Source organism: Enterococcus pallens ATCC BAA-351 (assembly GCF_000407485.1).
GTDB lineage: Bacteria > Bacillota > Bacilli > Lactobacillales > Enterococcaceae > Enterococcus_A > Enterococcus_A pallens.
Genome location: NZ_ASWD01000003.1, coordinates 950,687 through 966,150, shown reverse-complemented (window position 1 = coordinate 966,150; position 15,464 = coordinate 950,687). Strand labels below are relative to the sequence as shown.

The window sequence follows — 15,464 nt, the reverse complement described above, 5'->3', positions numbered from 1 at the left end:
TCTTTATATGGCATGTACGTCTTGCGGTAAGAAACGTAGTGGCGGATCTGTAGTGGGCTGTTGCACATTAAATTCAATGGATGAACAGACACCTTTAGAAAAAATAAGGAATGGCGATGATGAGTTCTGTTTTATTGAAATTACTAACGCGATTTGCGAAAGTTTGAAAAATGATGAGGGTATACACCCATCAGCAACTCACTCGAACACGGATTGCGAAGACTTATCGGCTTTAAACGACCTAGCGATAGCAAGGCTTCATAACGCGCTGATGGTTCTAAATATCTGTGATGTCGATGAATATAAATGTTGGCTAGATAGTTTAGTAAGCTGGCAATGGAACGTTGACAAGGCAATAATCTGCGCTATCTGTGGACTTTGGGAAAACATTCATGATTTATGGGATGAAATAGAAGACCTTTGGAAAGAGATTGATAAAATCTGGAAAGAGTTCGCTTTGGTCTGGGCAGCAATTAATGCCATCATTTCTCGAATTAACATCATAGAAAATGACATAAAGAATATCAAACAAAAGATTGTAAACATCGAAACCGAAATAAACAAACTTTGGAACGACAGTAGTTCGATCTGGCAAAATATAGGTGACATTATAAATGTAACTAATCAATTGAAAGATACCGATAAAAGCTTACAGAATCAAATTAACGCAATCAAAAATAAGCTGCCTGGTGGTTTTTCGACTTTAGTGACGAAAGAAATTTGGAGAGGCGTAGGTCACGCTGGGAATAATTTAACTTTGTCTGAATCAGCTTTAAACTTCGATGCTATTCGAGTAAGTTTTAATGTCGGCGGTGCCCAATATTCTGTAGATATTCAGCCGGGATACCTGCAGCATGATGCAGCTAATGTAGCAACTTACTCAGGCATGGATTTCAGTGGTACCAATAAATTAGAAGGTAGTGCTGGTTTGAAAGCTACAAATGCCGCTATGGATGTTTTGAATGTTGTTCCTAGTAAGTCCAACCTAGTTTGGACAAATCTAACCAATGGTAATATTGATCGCTTTTTCCAAGGAACAGCCTGCAATGGACAAGTTGGTGAATGTATCATCAGCAGAATTGAGGGAGTTAAGAAAATTGATTATGCGTAGGATAGGAGGTCTTTAAATGGCATGTGTTAACTGTAAACAAGGTGGTGGTTCAAATTGCTGCAACATGCGAGCAATGGATGTTGCTACGCCTTTAAACGATATTAGGAATGGTGATCCTAACTATTGCTTTACTTCAATTACTGATAAAATCTGCGAGAATCTTATGAATGATGAAGGTATTCATCCCTCAGCAACTCATTCTAATACGGATTGCGATGATTTAAAATCTCTTAATGATCTAGCTACAGGATCACTTCATAATGCATTGATGACTCTCGACATTTGCGATGTGGATGCCTATAAGTGTTGGCTAGATAGTTTGTTGAGCTGGCAGTGGAACGTTGATAAAGCGATTATCTGTGCTATCTGTGGACTATGGAAGCTTGTTCGCTGCTTGGATGAAAAAACACAACAATCGGTTAGAACGGTGAAGTTGTGGAGTGGAGACAGAAATGTTTTTGACTTGCCATCATTAACGATTACTGAAAAGTTAGATGCCTTTGATTATTTAGATTTGCATCTACTTTTTGGTACTGAGCATGTGGTGGGGCGTGTCTCACTAGAAGGCGGCTTAGGTGGTATTCCCACGACTGTTATCATGGACAAAATCAGTTCAAATAATAGTTACAAAATTGTACCTGGTGCATTAGCTGGCAAAGAAATCGGGCTGAGTTTTCCCAATCAGACAACAGTTAAAATTGATCATTTCATTTGGTCAATTACTGGTAGCAGTACACCCACGCTAGATTCTGCACAGGCGGGCGTTTTTCTTGCCTTTAGTAATACAGCAAACACAAAAAAGTATTGCGATTCCCAAGATGTTGCAGGCGACAAGCCACATAAAATTTTAATGATTGAAGGTATCGTGTCTGGTGAGACAGGTTCATGCTTCAAGTAAAAAATAGAGAAGACGGTGGATTATGAAAAATGATAGGAATTTGACAATACATTCAATTACAGCAACTCTCTTTGGAGTGATCTTTGAGCTAGACCCTGTCTATGCAGATAAGATCGCTTTTTTTGGTCGTGAACTTGGACTTGTTTGTCTTATGTTAGGCACTGTCTCATTTTTTGCGATTTTTTCAAAACGAATTGCTTTAAAAAGATGGATGTATTACTTGCATAGTGGTGTCCTTCTTGGATTAACAAGTTTAGGTTTTGTTAGACAGCTTCAAGGCGAATCCAACGTGATGTGGATTTTCACCTTAGAGTTGTTTGTATTTATTATTTTGTCGATAAGGCGGGGTGATGTATTTGAATGAAGCATTGACATTACTCGCTGCCCTTTTAGGAGGTGGAACGGTTGGGACATTAGCGGTAGCTTATCTTAATCACAAGGGGAAGACGGAAGAAAATAAGCTAACTAAAGATGAAAAAGCATTTAGTGTTTTAGAGGGGAGAATACGACATCTTGAAAAAGAAATGGATTCTTTAAAGGCTGAGCTTAAAGTAAAAGATGAATTAGTAGATCGTTTGAAGGAAGAGAACCTTTTGCTGAAATATGAGAATAAAGAATTGAAAGAAGAACTTGAAGAAATGAAAGGGGAACAAACAAATGGAGCAAGTAATTAACACAATATTTGGTACTGGCATCTCAATGAGTGCTTTAGTAATTATCTTAGTAGAGGTGATTAAGAAACCAGATATCATCCCTAGCAAATGGATATCAGTAGTGGCAGTAGTGATCGGAATTTTAACCGGTTGTCTACTGTCTTTTGTTTATCCAAGTGTCGGATCACTAGCTGAGCTTTCGCTTGCTGGAATCGTAGCCGGTGCAGTTGCAAGTGGAATCTACAATCAAGTCAATAAAGGAGGAAAATAATATGGTAGTAAATATCGAAACAGCAATCAATAATATGTACGATTTAATGCGCCGAGCAACCAGATATTCTATGTATGGCAGTAGAATCGGTACAGACGGCACAGCAGACTGCAGCGGTGCGATCTACGATTCGTTGCGCAAAGGCGGAGCCACCAATGCTGGATGGGTACTAAATACTGATTCAATGCACGCTTGGCTGGTTCAAAATGGATTTAAACTGGTAGCGCAAAATCAGTCTTGGGCCATGAAACGTGGAGATGTAATCATCTTTGGACTTCGTGGTTCTAGTGGAGGTGCTGCAGGACACATCGTTATCGCTATTGACGGAACAAATGTCATTCATTGCAATTACAGCGCTAATGGTGTCTCAGTTAATAATGAAAACACATTACCTTATTCAATGGGATTCTATGTTTACAGAATGGAATCAGGATCTGGACCTGCCGTTGTTCCTCCGAAGCCTGCAAACAAAAATGGAATCGCGATTGACAATATCAGCTATGACCAAGCCAAGCATATGGTTCCGTTGATTCAGTCTCGCTACGCATGGACGTTAGCGACAGAACAGGTTAAAGCAATCAAGCAAGCCGATGGGCGTTATACGCTTGTTATTACTTGCGACAACAAGTACAAATACGAACACAGCATTAACCGTTTGAAGCAAGAGTTGAAAACTCATTACCCAGGCTATATGCAGCAAAACATTGCTATCGTAGATGGTGACAAACCTACGATTAAGATTGAAGCTCGTAACATGCCTGTAGCTGCTTTCGAAGGTAAGAAAGAAGGATTTGACATCTATATGCGTAAATTCTTGTGTGATGTCCTGTTGTATGACCAAACCTTCGGACAGCCCAACAGCTATGGTACCTGGGACGTTCGAGTTCTTGGTGAAGGTTTCAATTCACGAGATGCGGCAACTGTCTTAGCTGAGGTTAAAGCGGAAGGTAAGAAAAAAGGAATTCCTGAGACACACATTAAAGGATTCAAGTATTAAGCACAAACAAGCCCCATCCGTCCGGGTGGGGTTGTACATATCATTTGAGTTTAACCGTTGTATATTTTATAATATCCTACAAGTATCACTCATTTAACATAGAAGCGTCATGATACGAATAGACGGAGCGGCAGAGATCAGACATTTGGGGAAGTGTGCTGGTGGGTAGGTGCCGCTCCGTTTAGTTGTGCATTTGAACTCTCTATGAGAAGGGTGTATTCTAACTATAAAAAAATACTATATTTACATTTTCAGAAAAAGGACTACAATAGTTTCAAGACTAGCTTAACAGAAGTAGTCTCTCTTCTATCTAGGACAACTGTTTGGGAAGGCAGTTGTCTTTTTTACTGTTACCTTAATTCAACTAAAGTTGAATAAAAAGTAACAACTATTCAGGTGAGGAGACAACAGATTTAGTGAAGCGGTAAAAAACTCCTCAGCCGGTTTCAGGTGGGGTTGTACATATTTTTTGTATAATACTTGAATCAAGCTCTCCAGATTGATATCATGATACTAGTATTAAATTGGAAGAGGGGAGAATTATGAATACATTCGAGCTTTATGAAGTGAATCAATTGAAAGCTTTCGATTCAAAATTTTCTGAATACCTATCACTTTTAAAAAAATATATTGATCAAACTGATATTAATGAAGAAAAACTGGAAATCAATAAGATGTATTTAAAATCTATTGAGGAGAGTTTTGAAAACAAAGATTTCAACTGTGATCAGTATCTTCAATTAAAATCTGTTTTAAAGGACACTACTTTCACAAGATTAAAAAAACAAGAAATTGATGCAATTATTCGGGTTTTTATAAGGAAAGTAAACTTCGAAACATCTACTTTGGAGGATCGTGATGTAGAAAAAACTTTAGATATAACGAATGAGATTTACGCATCGTTATCGAAGAATATTATTAAATTAAACAAAATATATAATAAAAAATGGAATGATATATCTATTTCGTTTCCAGAAACAAGTACGTATTCATACTTTTCTACATTAGAAAAAAATAAGGAGAATAAAGATGTTAAAAGAGATTACGAATATCAGTCTAAAGCAATTTTCGATAGAGGATAAAGAAGTTATTAATGATTCAGATAACATCAAACTAACGATTATTGGCGAAAGTAATTTGAATAAGCTAGTTCAATTTTCTGAAGATAAAAATGTTTATTCTACTAATGTGTGGTTCAAGATGGCTGTTTTAGAACAAAAACTTACCGAAGAGGAAACAAAAAACTTTGATGACAGTGATTCAAGACTGTATGTTTCCTTAAACTGTATTTTTAAGGTCGATTTTGTTTATGAAGGCTTGGATATAAATGACGAGGTTAGCAAGAATAATTTAGCTAAAGAAGTTGGAAGATACACTGGCCCGTATATAAGAGAAGTTGTAGCAAATATGTTTAACCGTACTCTTTTTCCTGTACCTCCTATCCCGTTGGAATTCTTTGATGAATTAGAGGTTGTTGAGTAAATGGAGCTAAAAAATATTAGGTTTGAAGAGATAGGGAGAGACAGCTTTTATGTATCTGTTCTTCAAAATGCTCACAACATAAATCTAAAAAAAATCTTGTTAAGCAAAGATGCCGACTTAATTGAAACTGTGCTATCTTTCTTTCAAAGAAATAAAGATAATGGTGAAAGATTACGAAATGAATTAGTTCGAATGGATGAAGAGTTAGAATTAAGAAGAATAATATATGGTGATGATTCTGAAGCATATTTGCAAATGGTTAAACTAAAGAGGACTTTAAGGTTAATATACCAGTTCAACTATAAGGAATTTAAAAGGTTTAGAAGCAACTTCGTTGAGTATGTTGCCTTTGTATATTTTTCGATAGTTGCACCGTTCGTAAAAAATAAATTAAATAGGAAAAGACGTTTCTTTCACGAACCTCAGATTTATTACAGAGCAAGTAAAAATTTAGGGAAATCAATCAGTGCGAATGCGCAAGAGAATGAAAAAATAATAATTGGAAATAGTGATAATTTAGTTGATTTAATTCACGTGAATAAAGATGAGTGTGCCATCGATATTTGTGAATGTAAAGCTGATTTAAACCATTTTTTGTTACACCTGAAAAATAGAAGTTCAAATGATCCAGATTGTAAAAAAAGTTTAAAAAAATGGGTTTATATGAATAATGTTCAAAACTTCTTTAATGAAAATGTAGCCGGATGTAGTGCTAAGCTGTATTTTTTCACATTTGCTGACACCATCAATAATGCAGAACAAGTAAACGACGAAGCTATTATCATAACTTCAGCTAAAATATGTTCTGCATTTTGTATCTGATAGTTTATTATTAGAAAAGTTGAACTAAAAGAGATTTCAACACCATTTACACCCCGCGCGACACGGTGTATAATGAACTTACCAACCCAAAGACCTTTTTTTTAACCGCCCACTTCTAACGAGGTGGGTATTTTTAATTGAAATATGCTATAATGCAAGTGGAGAATCTCTCCAACATTTTCTTTTTGCGGCCACTCTCTAATTTCTGGGGAGTGGTCTTTTTTTGCAGAAATGTGATATACTATTTACGGAGAGTCCTCTCCGACTTTTTTTCCCAACCACTCCCTACCTTGTCAGGGAGTGGTTTTTTTGTTTGCAGCAATTTAAATATGGTACAATATACATACTAAATAAACTTCTTTTCTTATTCCATTGCCCTCGGTTCTTGTGTATCGGGGGCTTTCTATTCGCTGAAAACTTCGTTTCCTTCTTCGTCAAAAAACTTCACTTCTCGTAATCTGTAGACATCAAACGTTATGTTTTCTTTAAGCGTGGTGATATCAAAATAAAACACGGCTTCCTTATTGTTTTTGGTTAGAGCTGCTGGCACACGAAAATGATTTACCTTTTGTGTCTCCATTATATAGAGTAGCTCTTTTTGTAGAGCGAACAACGGTATATCAGTGTTGACGTATTTGTGGAACATGGCGATAAACTTGTCGTCCTTGAATGCGAAATCTTTTCGGTGTACTTCTAGCATTGGATCACCTTGATATTAAGCAAATGCTTTCTTCGCAGGCATTGAGCTGTATTCAAATTCCATCATGAGTTTTGTCTTACCAATAACCGAATACTTCTTAATCACGAACTGTTTTCTTCTATTATATTCACCAAATGCTGATACTTTCATTCCATCTTCAACGTCAGCAAGAAAATTAAGAGAGTGACCCGCGATTAAGCAACTTACTCCGTCTAACTTGAAGTAAACTAATGGACGCTCCGACATATTAAGAATTTTGATGCTGCTGACTATTCCAATTTTTGATTCCATGCAATCACTCCCTCATATAATTATTAGACCAACAGTAACGGTGGCGTTGGTATAGCAGTTTGTTGTGGTGCCCACAAATGAAGACAGTTTACGCGTACATTGACATAGTTTTCTTTTTTCGGATGTAACTGCATAACAACTTCATTTTCGTAAAAGCATAAATCTTTTAGTCTGCACATAGTTTCCCAGTCAGGAATGACTCTTTTGTTTTTGCAAGAGATAGACACATGGTCCCACTCTTCTCCGAAAGTGGCAATAACTAAATAAGTCCATTTGCCGCAGACCCATCTAAAAGTTAATCCATCTATTCCTTCATTGACGTCATACACTCTTATTGAATTTTTAATTTCTTCAATTGTTTTCATTCAATCACCTCGTAATCATTATACAAACATATGTTCGGTTTTGTAAAGAAAAAAATAGCCTACCAATGAAAAAGAAGGCAAAATGTGTAATTTTTGGGTAGCTTGAGTATAAAAAAAACTCTAAATGCTGGTATAATAGCATTTAGAGGATATTACGTAAGCCACCTGTCGGGCTTGAACCGACGACCTCCACCTTACCATGGTGGCGCTCTACCAGCTGAGCTAAGGCGGCATCTGTTGAACACAAGATATAGAATACCGAATATCTGAGTGGATGTCAATATTTTTTCTCTTCTTTTTTTGAAATGAAAGTGAGGATATCTGATGCTCAATTTTGAAATGATTCGGCACTACGTTGGGACAAGATTGCTTTTTAAAACAGAGCGGATTGTGGTTTCTATCCGTTTAGGTGAGCTTGATCGCTTTTTTTGAACAATTAGATATAAGACTGTGCATTTAGTGAGACATACCATCTTTACATCTTTAACAGCAGAAGTTTCTACCAAGAAAGAATAATAAATGAACCGAACGATAAAGCACCTTTCTTTGCGAAAAGTCTTTATGGTTCGGTTTTTTTGACGATTACCGGTTGTTCAAAATATCTATGATTTGCGAATAATTTTGATCCTGTAAAATTTCATAGCCTAATTTTTGATACAGTTTTACTGCTGGATAGCTCCAGGTTTGAGTAGTTAAGTATAATTCTTGATCAGGATACAGTTCATGGAGCAATTCTGTCACGCGAATTACCAGTGATTTGGCTAACCCTTTTCCTTGTTCCTCGGGAAGAACTGCTAACCAATGAAGTCGTGGCTTGCGCGTATCATCTGTCCGCCAGGCAGTAAAAGTAGCTACTTTTTTTCCTTGGGGATTTTCGATGAACATCATTCGCTTTGGTAGTTCATTGGAAAAAGGCGCAAAAGAACGTTGAAAATAACTTAAAGCCTCCTCAGTTGAGTCAAATTCAGCCACTTGTGTTTCGATCATTGCCCAATCCTTTTCATCACCTGGCTGGTAAAATACGATACGATAGCCTTCGGGCAACTGATAGGTAGGCAAGGGGGATGCATCAGGTTTTCGAACCATAGTAAATGGAATATAAGGGACTGATTTATCTAACATAAAAAATCCTCCTGACAACTTTTTACTTTTATCCTATCACGTAGACCTTTCAAGAACTAGCTGGAGTTGTTAATTTATTGCTAGAGCTTGTGTTGTTTGCCTGAATTAGTTGATTAAACATTTGATCACCTAACTCGTTGAAAAATGTATTTTCAATGTGCTTGTTAGAGATAAGGATCAAGGCATTTTGTCCATCTTTAGAATAATTGACGATTGTTTCGAAATTGGCCTTCACGCCGCGGCTGTGATAATGATTGGACATGTTGTAAATACCAGCAGCATATTGCTCATTGGGATAATTCTGCCACAAGGTTTCCCGATCTTGAGTTGTCAGCTTTTCACCAGAAAGTAGAGTATGGAAATACAAAAATAAATCACCGGCAGACATAAAAGCATTGCCCGTTCCCAATTCTGTAGCGTAACTAGCAGCTGATTCATCCGTGAAGGTGTCTGTCCCAGTGGTTTCTTGATAAGACCGAGCCTGTTCTTCGGACTGATCTTGAGCAAAGCTGGTATGGCTTAGTTTAAAGGATTGAATAATTTGTTGATTAAACAGATCATAGTAACTCTTCCCTGTTGCTTGTTCAATAATACCTGCCAGTAATACATAATTAATGGGCTGGTAAGAATAGACCTTTTCACCAGCTTCTGCTTGTTGGATGGCTTGATCCAAAACAGTCTTTTCATTGGTTGTAGGTTCATTTTTTATTTTATCGTTGGGTTTCAACCCAGAGCTCATGTTTAGCATATCCCGTAAGGTAATGGAGTCGCTATTTTTTATTTGCGGATAATATTGACTTAATTTATCTGACAGCTGAACTTTTCCGGCATTGACTGCTTGCATTAATAAATAGGCTGTTTGTCCTTTTTCAACTGAGCCGATGCAATACTGAGTGGTTACTTGATTTTGCTCCTGTTGTTCTTGATTTTTCCAGCCATAAGCTTTATTCAAGATTAAATGTCCATCGTGATAGGCGAGAACCGTTCCGCTGAAACCTCTTTGAACCAGCTGTTGTTGTAGAGAATCAGCTAATGTATCATGAGGTTCGATCGTTTGCTGTGTTTCAGCTGCTAACGTATTCACAGGCTTTTTAATTGGCGGATTTACTACCTGTGGTGCTGAGTCAGCAGTTTGTTGTTGCTCATATAAATATCCTCCGCTGAGGCAGCCTAAGGCCAATAGCAGTATACCGCTGATAATATAAATAGGGTGTTTCTTTTTCTTTCGACTATGACGATACATATGGACACACTCCTGACAAATGGTAGACAATAAATAGGAAGAAAATTGCATCAAATCTATTGCCATTCAAAATAAAAATTGGTATCATAAACAAGTATTCTTTTTCCGGCATAGCTCAGTTGGTAGTAGCGCATGACTGTTAATCATGATGTCGTAGGTTCGAGTCCTACTGCCGGAGTTTGTTGAGACAATTCGTAAAGATTGTCTCTTTTTTTTGTGACGAAAATAAGAAGTTTTTTAGATTGTTTTCAAGATTTCTTTCAAAAGAAACCTAAACCTTTTATACTAAGTATGAAGGAGGCGAGTTAATGGCAAAACGTGATGCCTATTTTGACAATGCGAAATTATTCTTAATGATTTTAGTAGTTTTTGGCCATTTATTTCAGCCGTTTATTGAGACAAAAGGGCTATATAGTGATCTGTACTATTTTATATTCACTTTCCATATGCCAGCATTTATTTTAATTTCTGGTTATTTTGCAAAAGGCAAACCCAAACCATTGAAAAAACTGGTGAAAAAATTATTGCTGCCGTATATCTTTTTCCAGCTGGTTTATTCAGCATACTATACAATAATTGGTTTACAGGAGTCCTTTAGCTTTAGTATAACGACGCCCCAATGGTCTCTTTGGTTTCTGCTAAGTTTATTCTGCTGGAACTGTATGCTGTACTTATGTCAGCGTTTTTCGGTAAAACAAGTAGTGATCGGTAGTATTATTGTTGCATTGATTGTCGGCTATATTCCTTTCTTTGGTCGTTTCCTGGCAGTCCAGCGTACGTTGACTTTCTTTCCTTATTTTATGGTGGGCTATGCCTTGCCTGCCAGCTGGATTGCAAGAATCAAGGCAGCTCCTAAGAAATGGGTAGCCTTTGCCTTATTTGCAGGAATCTTTGTTCTAATCGAAACCAATGACTTTATCAATAAATATTGGGTCTTTGGATCGAAGCCCTATGAAGATTACTTGAATCATCCGCTTTTAGGCGGTCCCCAGCGGATGATTTTCTTCCTGTTGGGCCTGATAGGTATTACAGCATTTTTTATGCTAGTACCAAAAGGACAGTATTTTTTCTCAAAATGGGGGAAAAATACGTTGACAGTATACCTGCTTCATGGCTTTTTAGTCAAAGGATTGCGTGCTGTTGGAGCGGATGAGGTGGAAATGGGGATCTGGGGAGTAGCGGTTCTGTTTATTTTCAGTGTTCTGCTTACGGCAGCTTTATCCAGTGAAAGATTTGGGAAATGGCTTGAAAAGGGGAAACAAAAAGTTTTACGTCCGGTTTTAAATTAATTGTCAAGCAAGTCTCTGAAGCGTAAAATAAGCGTGGAGGAGGCTTTTTTTATGACAAAAATTACAGAAGAACAAACGAAACACTATCGTGATAGCTTTTTGGCTAATCAAAAACAGGTGGCATTGCAGCGAGGTGTTGTTAAAAACGGTATTACAGCCTCAGCTGAAAACGTGGCTGCTCATGTAGAAAACACGCCCGTTTTTTCAATTGATCTAGCAACAGGTAAGGTTGCCAATCAAAAACAATCAGGTCGTTGTTGGATGTTTGCTGCGCTGAATACCTTCCGCCACAAAATGCTCCAACAATTTAAATTAAAGGATTTCGAACTGTCGCAAAACTATACTTTTTTCTGGGACAAATATGAAAAGGCCAATTATTTCTATGAAAACATTTTGGCGACAGCAGACCAGGAGGCTTCTAGCCGTGAGGTGGCTTTCTTACTGCAAACACCGCAGCAGGATGGTGGTCAATGGGACATGATTGTTTCTTTATTTCAAAAATATGGTGTAGTCCCTAAAGCCGTCATGCCTGAAAGCAGCAACAGCTCAAATTCGCGAGACTTGAACAAATATTTGAATAAATTGTTGCGCAAGCATGCAGTGGTGTTGCGCAAATTAGCGGCTGGAAAAGACGAAGCTGCGGTCGAAGCAAAACGTAAAGAAATGTTGCAGGAAGTTTATACTCTGTTGGCAACAGCCTTAGGTACACCACCAGAAGTATTTGATTTCGAATATCGAGATGAAGAGCAAAACTATCATATTGATCAACAGCTGACACCGCAAAGCTTTTATGAAAAATATGTTGGAGTAAACTTAGACGACTATGTCAGCATTATCAATGCGCCAACCGCTGACAAGCCCTATAATCGCAGCTATACAGTATCAATGCTGGGAAATGTGGTCGGAGGAGCACCAGTAAAATATTTGAATCTTGATATGGAGACCTTCAAACAATTGGCGGTTAAACAGCTGAAGGATGGAGAATCAGTCTGGTTTGGTTGTGATGTCGGCCAATCTTCTACCCGTGATTCTGGAATTATGGCTTTAAACGCTTATGACATAGACGATTTGTTTGAAGCTGATTTTACCATGACGAAGGCTGAACGGTTAGATTATGGCGACAGTTTGATGACACACGCAATGGTGTTGACTGGTGTAGATGTAGTGGATGGTAAAAGTACGAAATGGAAAGTAGAAAACAGCTGGGGCGAAAAGGTTGGTGAAAAAGGCTTTTTCGTTATGAGTGATGCTTGGATGGATGAATACACTTACCAAATCGTTGTTCGTAAAGATTATTTAACAACTGAACAATTGGCGGCGTTTGAAGCAGAACCGGTTGTGTTGGCACCTTGGGATCCAATGGGAGCTCTTGCTTAAAGCGATTATTTGTAATAGACTCATTCCTTTAGGGTGAGTCTATTTTTTTAAACAAAAATGACTATTCATCGCGTATAATAAAGCATAGGAATGTGAGGAATAATGATGAATAGAGTAACTGAATTATTAAAGGAAAAGTTTGGCTATGACAGTTTTCGAACAGGTCAGGCAGAAATCATATCAAAAATTTTAAATCATGAAAATGTTTTAGGAATCATGCCTACAGGTGGCGGAAAGTCCGTTTGCTATCAATTACCGGCATTGGTTCTGGATGGCTTAACTCTAGTGATCTCGCCTTTAATCTCTTTAATGAAGGATCAGGTGGACAGCTTAAATGAAATGGGCATACCGGCAGCTTTCATTAACAGTTCATTGTCGAATCCAGAGATTCAACAGCGAATTCGTCTAGCGGTTGATGGTAAGATTAAACTGTTGTATGTTGCACCGGAGCGATTAGAATCAGCGTCCTTTCGTCAATTACTGCATTATGTACCAATTGAATTATTAGCGGTGGATGAAGCTCATTGTATTTCACAATGGGGTCACGATTTTCGTCCTAGCTATTTACGATTGGCAGAAACCATTGAAGAATTATCACAGCGTCCAACAATTATTGCTTTGACTGCTACGGCAACTGAGCATGTGGCTGATGATATTTTGCATTTGTTGCAGATTCCATCGGATAATCAAATTAATACTGGCTTTGCCCGGGAGAATCTGACCTTTCAAGTGGTCAAAGATGCTAAGGAAAGCTATTTGATGGAATACTTAAAGCTGAATAAAGGACAGGCTGGCATAATTTATGCTAGCACTCGAAAAGAAGTCGATCGTTTGCATCATTTATTAAAGGCTCAAAATATTGCGGTAGCCAGCTATCATGGAGGGATGAGTGAACAGGATCGTTCGAAAAATCAAGAAGACTTTCTGTTTGATCGGGTGCAGGTCATGGTGGCAACCAATGCTTTTGGTATGGGGATCAATAAAAGCAATGTACGTTTTGTCATCCATGCCCAAATTCCTGGTAATTTAGAATCTTATTATCAGGAAGCTGGTCGAGCAGGTCGGGATGGTTTACCGAGTGAAGCGATTCTTTTTTATGCCCCTAAGGATTTGCAGGTACAAAAGTTTTTCATTGATCAATCTGAGGGAAATGAAGAATATAAGAAAAATGAATACAATAAATTACGGGAAATGGATCAGTACGCCCACACTCAAATGTGTTTGCAACGCTACATTTTACGTTACTTTGGTGAGGATAGTGAAGATTGTGGTCGTTGCAGTAATTGTACTGATTCACGAGAAGTGATTGATATTACAACGGAGGCACAAAAAGTGTTATCCTGTGTAAAACGTATGGGAGAACGTTTTGGTAAAGGATTAGTAGCGAAGGTGTTGACTGGGTCAAGGGATCAGAAGATTACTCAGTGGCAGTTTGACCAATTGTCTACCTATGGTTTAATGCGAGATTGGAGTCAAAAGGAAGTCACCCAGCTGATTGATTATTTAACTGCCGAGGGCTATTTTACTTTAACAGAAGGTCAATTTCCGTTGCTGACAATTTCACCTTTAGGCTTTAGCGTCCTACTTGGGAAAAAGCAGGTTACCCGTAAGCAAAACGCAGTGAAGACGTTACAAGTGGATGATGAATTGTTCGAAGAGCTGCGCAGTCTACGGACACAGCTGGCTCAGGAGCAGAATTTACCCCCTTATATTATATTCTCCGATAAAACGCTACAGGAGCTGGCAGAAAAGCAGCCGCAAACATCATTAGAGATGCTGCAAATTAAAGGCGTCGGTCAAAGTAAGCTGGATAAATATGGTGCTGCCTTCTTGGAAATTTTAAAAAAATAGCAGCTATTAAATAAAAATAGGCAGGAGTATTATTGGCTGAATCCAGCGAATCAACTACTCTGCCTGTTTTTCTGTGCTATACTTTACAATAAGGACCCAAATTCCAACTGATTTTTTTGCTAGTGGGAATTAGGATTATGAGAATGCTAAAAAAGCGAAAATTGCTCATTACTTGATAAAATAAGGAGGACGTAAAATGGGAGAAGAATTAGCAGTACAACATGCTGAAAACATGCGAGAATTAGGCGGGTACCAAACGAAGGATGGTCGAACTGTTGCTAAACAAAAATTGGTTCGTTCTGCGACGATTAATTTATTAAACGAAGAAGATAAGGCATATTTGGCTGACTACGGTATTCGGACGGTGGTTGATTTTCGTTCTCCATCAGAACGGGAAGACCAGCCGGATCAGCCAATTCCGACGGCTGAGAATATTGCCTTGCCGATTTTTCCAGTTAAGGAAAAGGAAGTTTCAGCTTCCCCTTATGAAGTGATGATGAAAATGCAGCAGGGCTACTCGGCACATGACCAAATGCTGGAGGTTTATCGTAATTTTGTAACCATGCCGCATATTCACAAGCAGTACAATCAGTTTTTTGAGATTTTATTAAAGAATGAACAGCCTGAGAAAAGTGTCCTGTTCCATTGTACAGCTGGTAAAGATCGTACTGGATTTGGTGCTGCCATGATGTTGAGTGCTTTAGGTGTTGATCAAGAAACTATATTTGCAGACTACTTAAAAACCAATCGCTTTTTAGAGAAAAAAATTGAGGAAATTAAACAGCAGGCTAAAGCAGCTGGAGTCTCAGAAGAGATGATGTACGGAATTGACGACATGATGAAGGCAAAATCTGAGTACCTGCAGACCAGCTACCAGCTAATTGCTGAGCATTATGGTGACATGGCTGGTTATTTAAAAGATGGTATTGGACTAGGAAAACAGGACATCAAGGACTTGCAGCAACTATACCTTGTTTAGGAGTTGAGAAGTG

General features: G+C 38.0%; 18 protein-coding genes and 2 tRNA genes. 14 read left to right on the top strand and 6 right to left on the bottom strand.

What is annotated here, in order from left to right:
• The first annotated feature begins 7 nt into the window (after nt 1–7).
• The 9 genes from I588_RS17275 (at nt 8) to I588_RS17235 (ending at nt 6,234) form a co-directional block, all read left to right on the top strand.
• Nucleotides 8–1,111: a hypothetical protein gene (locus I588_RS17275; protein WP_010760055.1), complete on the top strand. Its 1,104-nt coding sequence runs from the start codon at nt 8–10 to the stop codon at nt 1,109–1,111.
• A 16-nt stretch (nt 1,112–1,127) separates the two neighbouring features.
• Nucleotides 1,128–2,009 (top strand): hypothetical protein, encoded by an 882-nt coding sequence (locus I588_RS17270; RefSeq protein ID WP_010760054.1) that lies wholly within the window; start codon nt 1,128–1,130, stop codon nt 2,007–2,009.
• A 22-nt stretch (nt 2,010–2,031) separates the two neighbouring features.
• A complete protein-coding gene (locus I588_RS17265) occupies nt 2,032–2,373 on the top strand; it encodes a hypothetical protein (RefSeq protein ID WP_010760053.1) in 342 nt (113 codons plus the stop codon).
• Nucleotides 2,360–2,683 carry a hypothetical protein gene (locus I588_RS17260; RefSeq protein ID WP_010760052.1) on the top strand — a complete coding sequence of 108 codons (324 nt, stop codon included), beginning with the start codon at nt 2,360–2,362 and terminating at the stop codon, nt 2,681–2,683. Before I588_RS17265 ends, I588_RS17260 begins: the two co-directional genes overlap by 14 nt.
• On the top strand, nt 2,667–2,933 hold the full coding sequence (locus I588_RS17255) for a holin (protein ID WP_010760051.1): 267 nt from the start codon (nt 2,667–2,669) through the stop codon (nt 2,931–2,933). The genes I588_RS17260 and I588_RS17255 overlap by 17 nt, the downstream gene beginning before the upstream one ends.
• A 1-nt stretch (nt 2,934) precedes the next feature.
• Complete coding sequence (locus tag I588_RS17250) at nt 2,935–3,930, top strand: peptidoglycan amidohydrolase family protein (RefSeq protein ID WP_010760050.1); 996 nt, start codon at nt 2,935–2,937, stop codon at nt 3,928–3,930.
• A 542-nt stretch (nt 3,931–4,472) separates the two neighbouring features.
• On the top strand, nt 4,473–5,012 hold the full coding sequence (locus tag I588_RS17245; protein ID WP_010760049.1) for a hypothetical protein: 540 nt from the start codon (nt 4,473–4,475) through the stop codon (nt 5,010–5,012).
• Entirely contained in the window at nt 4,960–5,412 is a 453-nt protein-coding gene (locus tag I588_RS17240) for a hypothetical protein (protein WP_010760048.1), read from the top strand. Before I588_RS17245 ends, I588_RS17240 begins: the two co-directional genes overlap by 53 nt.
• The gene (locus tag I588_RS17235; protein WP_010760047.1) at nt 5,413–6,234 is read left to right on the top strand and encodes a hypothetical protein; all 822 of its coding nucleotides are present in this window, start codon (nt 5,413–5,415) and stop codon (nt 6,232–6,234) included.
• A gap of 403 nt (nt 6,235–6,637) precedes the next feature.
• Here I588_RS17235 and I588_RS17230 read toward each other — a convergent pair whose 3' ends face one another.
• The 6 genes from I588_RS17230 to I588_RS17205 all read right to left on the bottom strand — a co-directional run bounded on the left by I588_RS17230 (nt 6,638) and on the right by I588_RS17205 (nt 9,955).
• Nucleotides 6,638–6,934, bottom strand: coding sequence for a DUF5960 family protein (locus tag I588_RS17230; protein WP_010760046.1), 297 nt, complete (start codon nt 6,932–6,934; stop codon nt 6,638–6,640).
• A 15-nt stretch (nt 6,935–6,949) separates the two neighbouring features.
• Nucleotides 6,950–7,225, bottom strand: coding sequence for a hypothetical protein (locus I588_RS17225; protein WP_010760045.1), 276 nt, complete (start codon nt 7,223–7,225; stop codon nt 6,950–6,952).
• A 23-nt stretch (nt 7,226–7,248) separates the two neighbouring features.
• Nucleotides 7,249–7,590: a DUF7694 domain-containing protein gene (locus tag I588_RS17220; RefSeq protein ID WP_010760044.1), complete on the bottom strand. Its 342-nt coding sequence runs from the start codon at nt 7,588–7,590 to the stop codon at nt 7,249–7,251.
• A gap of 159 nt (nt 7,591–7,749) precedes the next feature.
• Nucleotides 7,750–7,822 (bottom strand) — tRNA-Thr (locus I588_RS17215).
• A 350-nt stretch (nt 7,823–8,172) separates the two neighbouring features.
• The gene (locus I588_RS17210; protein ID WP_010760042.1) at nt 8,173–8,712 is read right to left on the bottom strand and encodes a GNAT family N-acetyltransferase; all 540 of its coding nucleotides are present in this window, start codon (nt 8,710–8,712) and stop codon (nt 8,173–8,175) included.
• 49 nt (nt 8,713–8,761) lie between these two features.
• Nucleotides 8,762–9,955 (bottom strand): serine hydrolase, encoded by a 1,194-nt coding sequence (locus tag I588_RS17205; protein WP_010760041.1) that lies wholly within the window; start codon nt 9,953–9,955, stop codon nt 8,762–8,764.
• Between the two features lie 104 nt (nt 9,956–10,059).
• Here I588_RS17205 and I588_RS17200 point away from each other — a divergent pair.
• The 5 genes from I588_RS17200 (at nt 10,060) to I588_RS17180 (ending at nt 15,451) form a co-directional block, all read left to right on the top strand.
• A tRNA-Asn gene (locus I588_RS17200) sits at nt 10,060–10,133 on the top strand.
• Between the two features lie 130 nt (nt 10,134–10,263).
• The gene (locus I588_RS17195) at nt 10,264–11,244 is read left to right on the top strand and encodes an acyltransferase family protein (RefSeq protein WP_010760040.1); all 981 of its coding nucleotides are present in this window, start codon (nt 10,264–10,266) and stop codon (nt 11,242–11,244) included.
• Nucleotides 11,245–11,295: 51 nt separating this feature from the next.
• Nucleotides 11,296–12,621, top strand: coding sequence for a C1 family peptidase (locus I588_RS17190; RefSeq protein ID WP_010760039.1), 1,326 nt, complete (start codon nt 11,296–11,298; stop codon nt 12,619–12,621).
• 105 nt (nt 12,622–12,726) lie between these two features.
• On the top strand, nt 12,727–14,472 hold the full coding sequence (gene recQ / locus I588_RS17185; RefSeq protein WP_010760038.1) for a DNA helicase RecQ: 1,746 nt from the start codon (nt 12,727–12,729) through the stop codon (nt 14,470–14,472).
• 196 nt (nt 14,473–14,668) lie between these two features.
• Nucleotides 14,669–15,451 carry a tyrosine-protein phosphatase gene (locus I588_RS17180; RefSeq protein ID WP_010760037.1) on the top strand — a complete coding sequence of 261 codons (783 nt, stop codon included), beginning with the start codon at nt 14,669–14,671 and terminating at the stop codon, nt 15,449–15,451.
• Nucleotides 15,452–15,464: the final 13 nt, after the last annotated feature.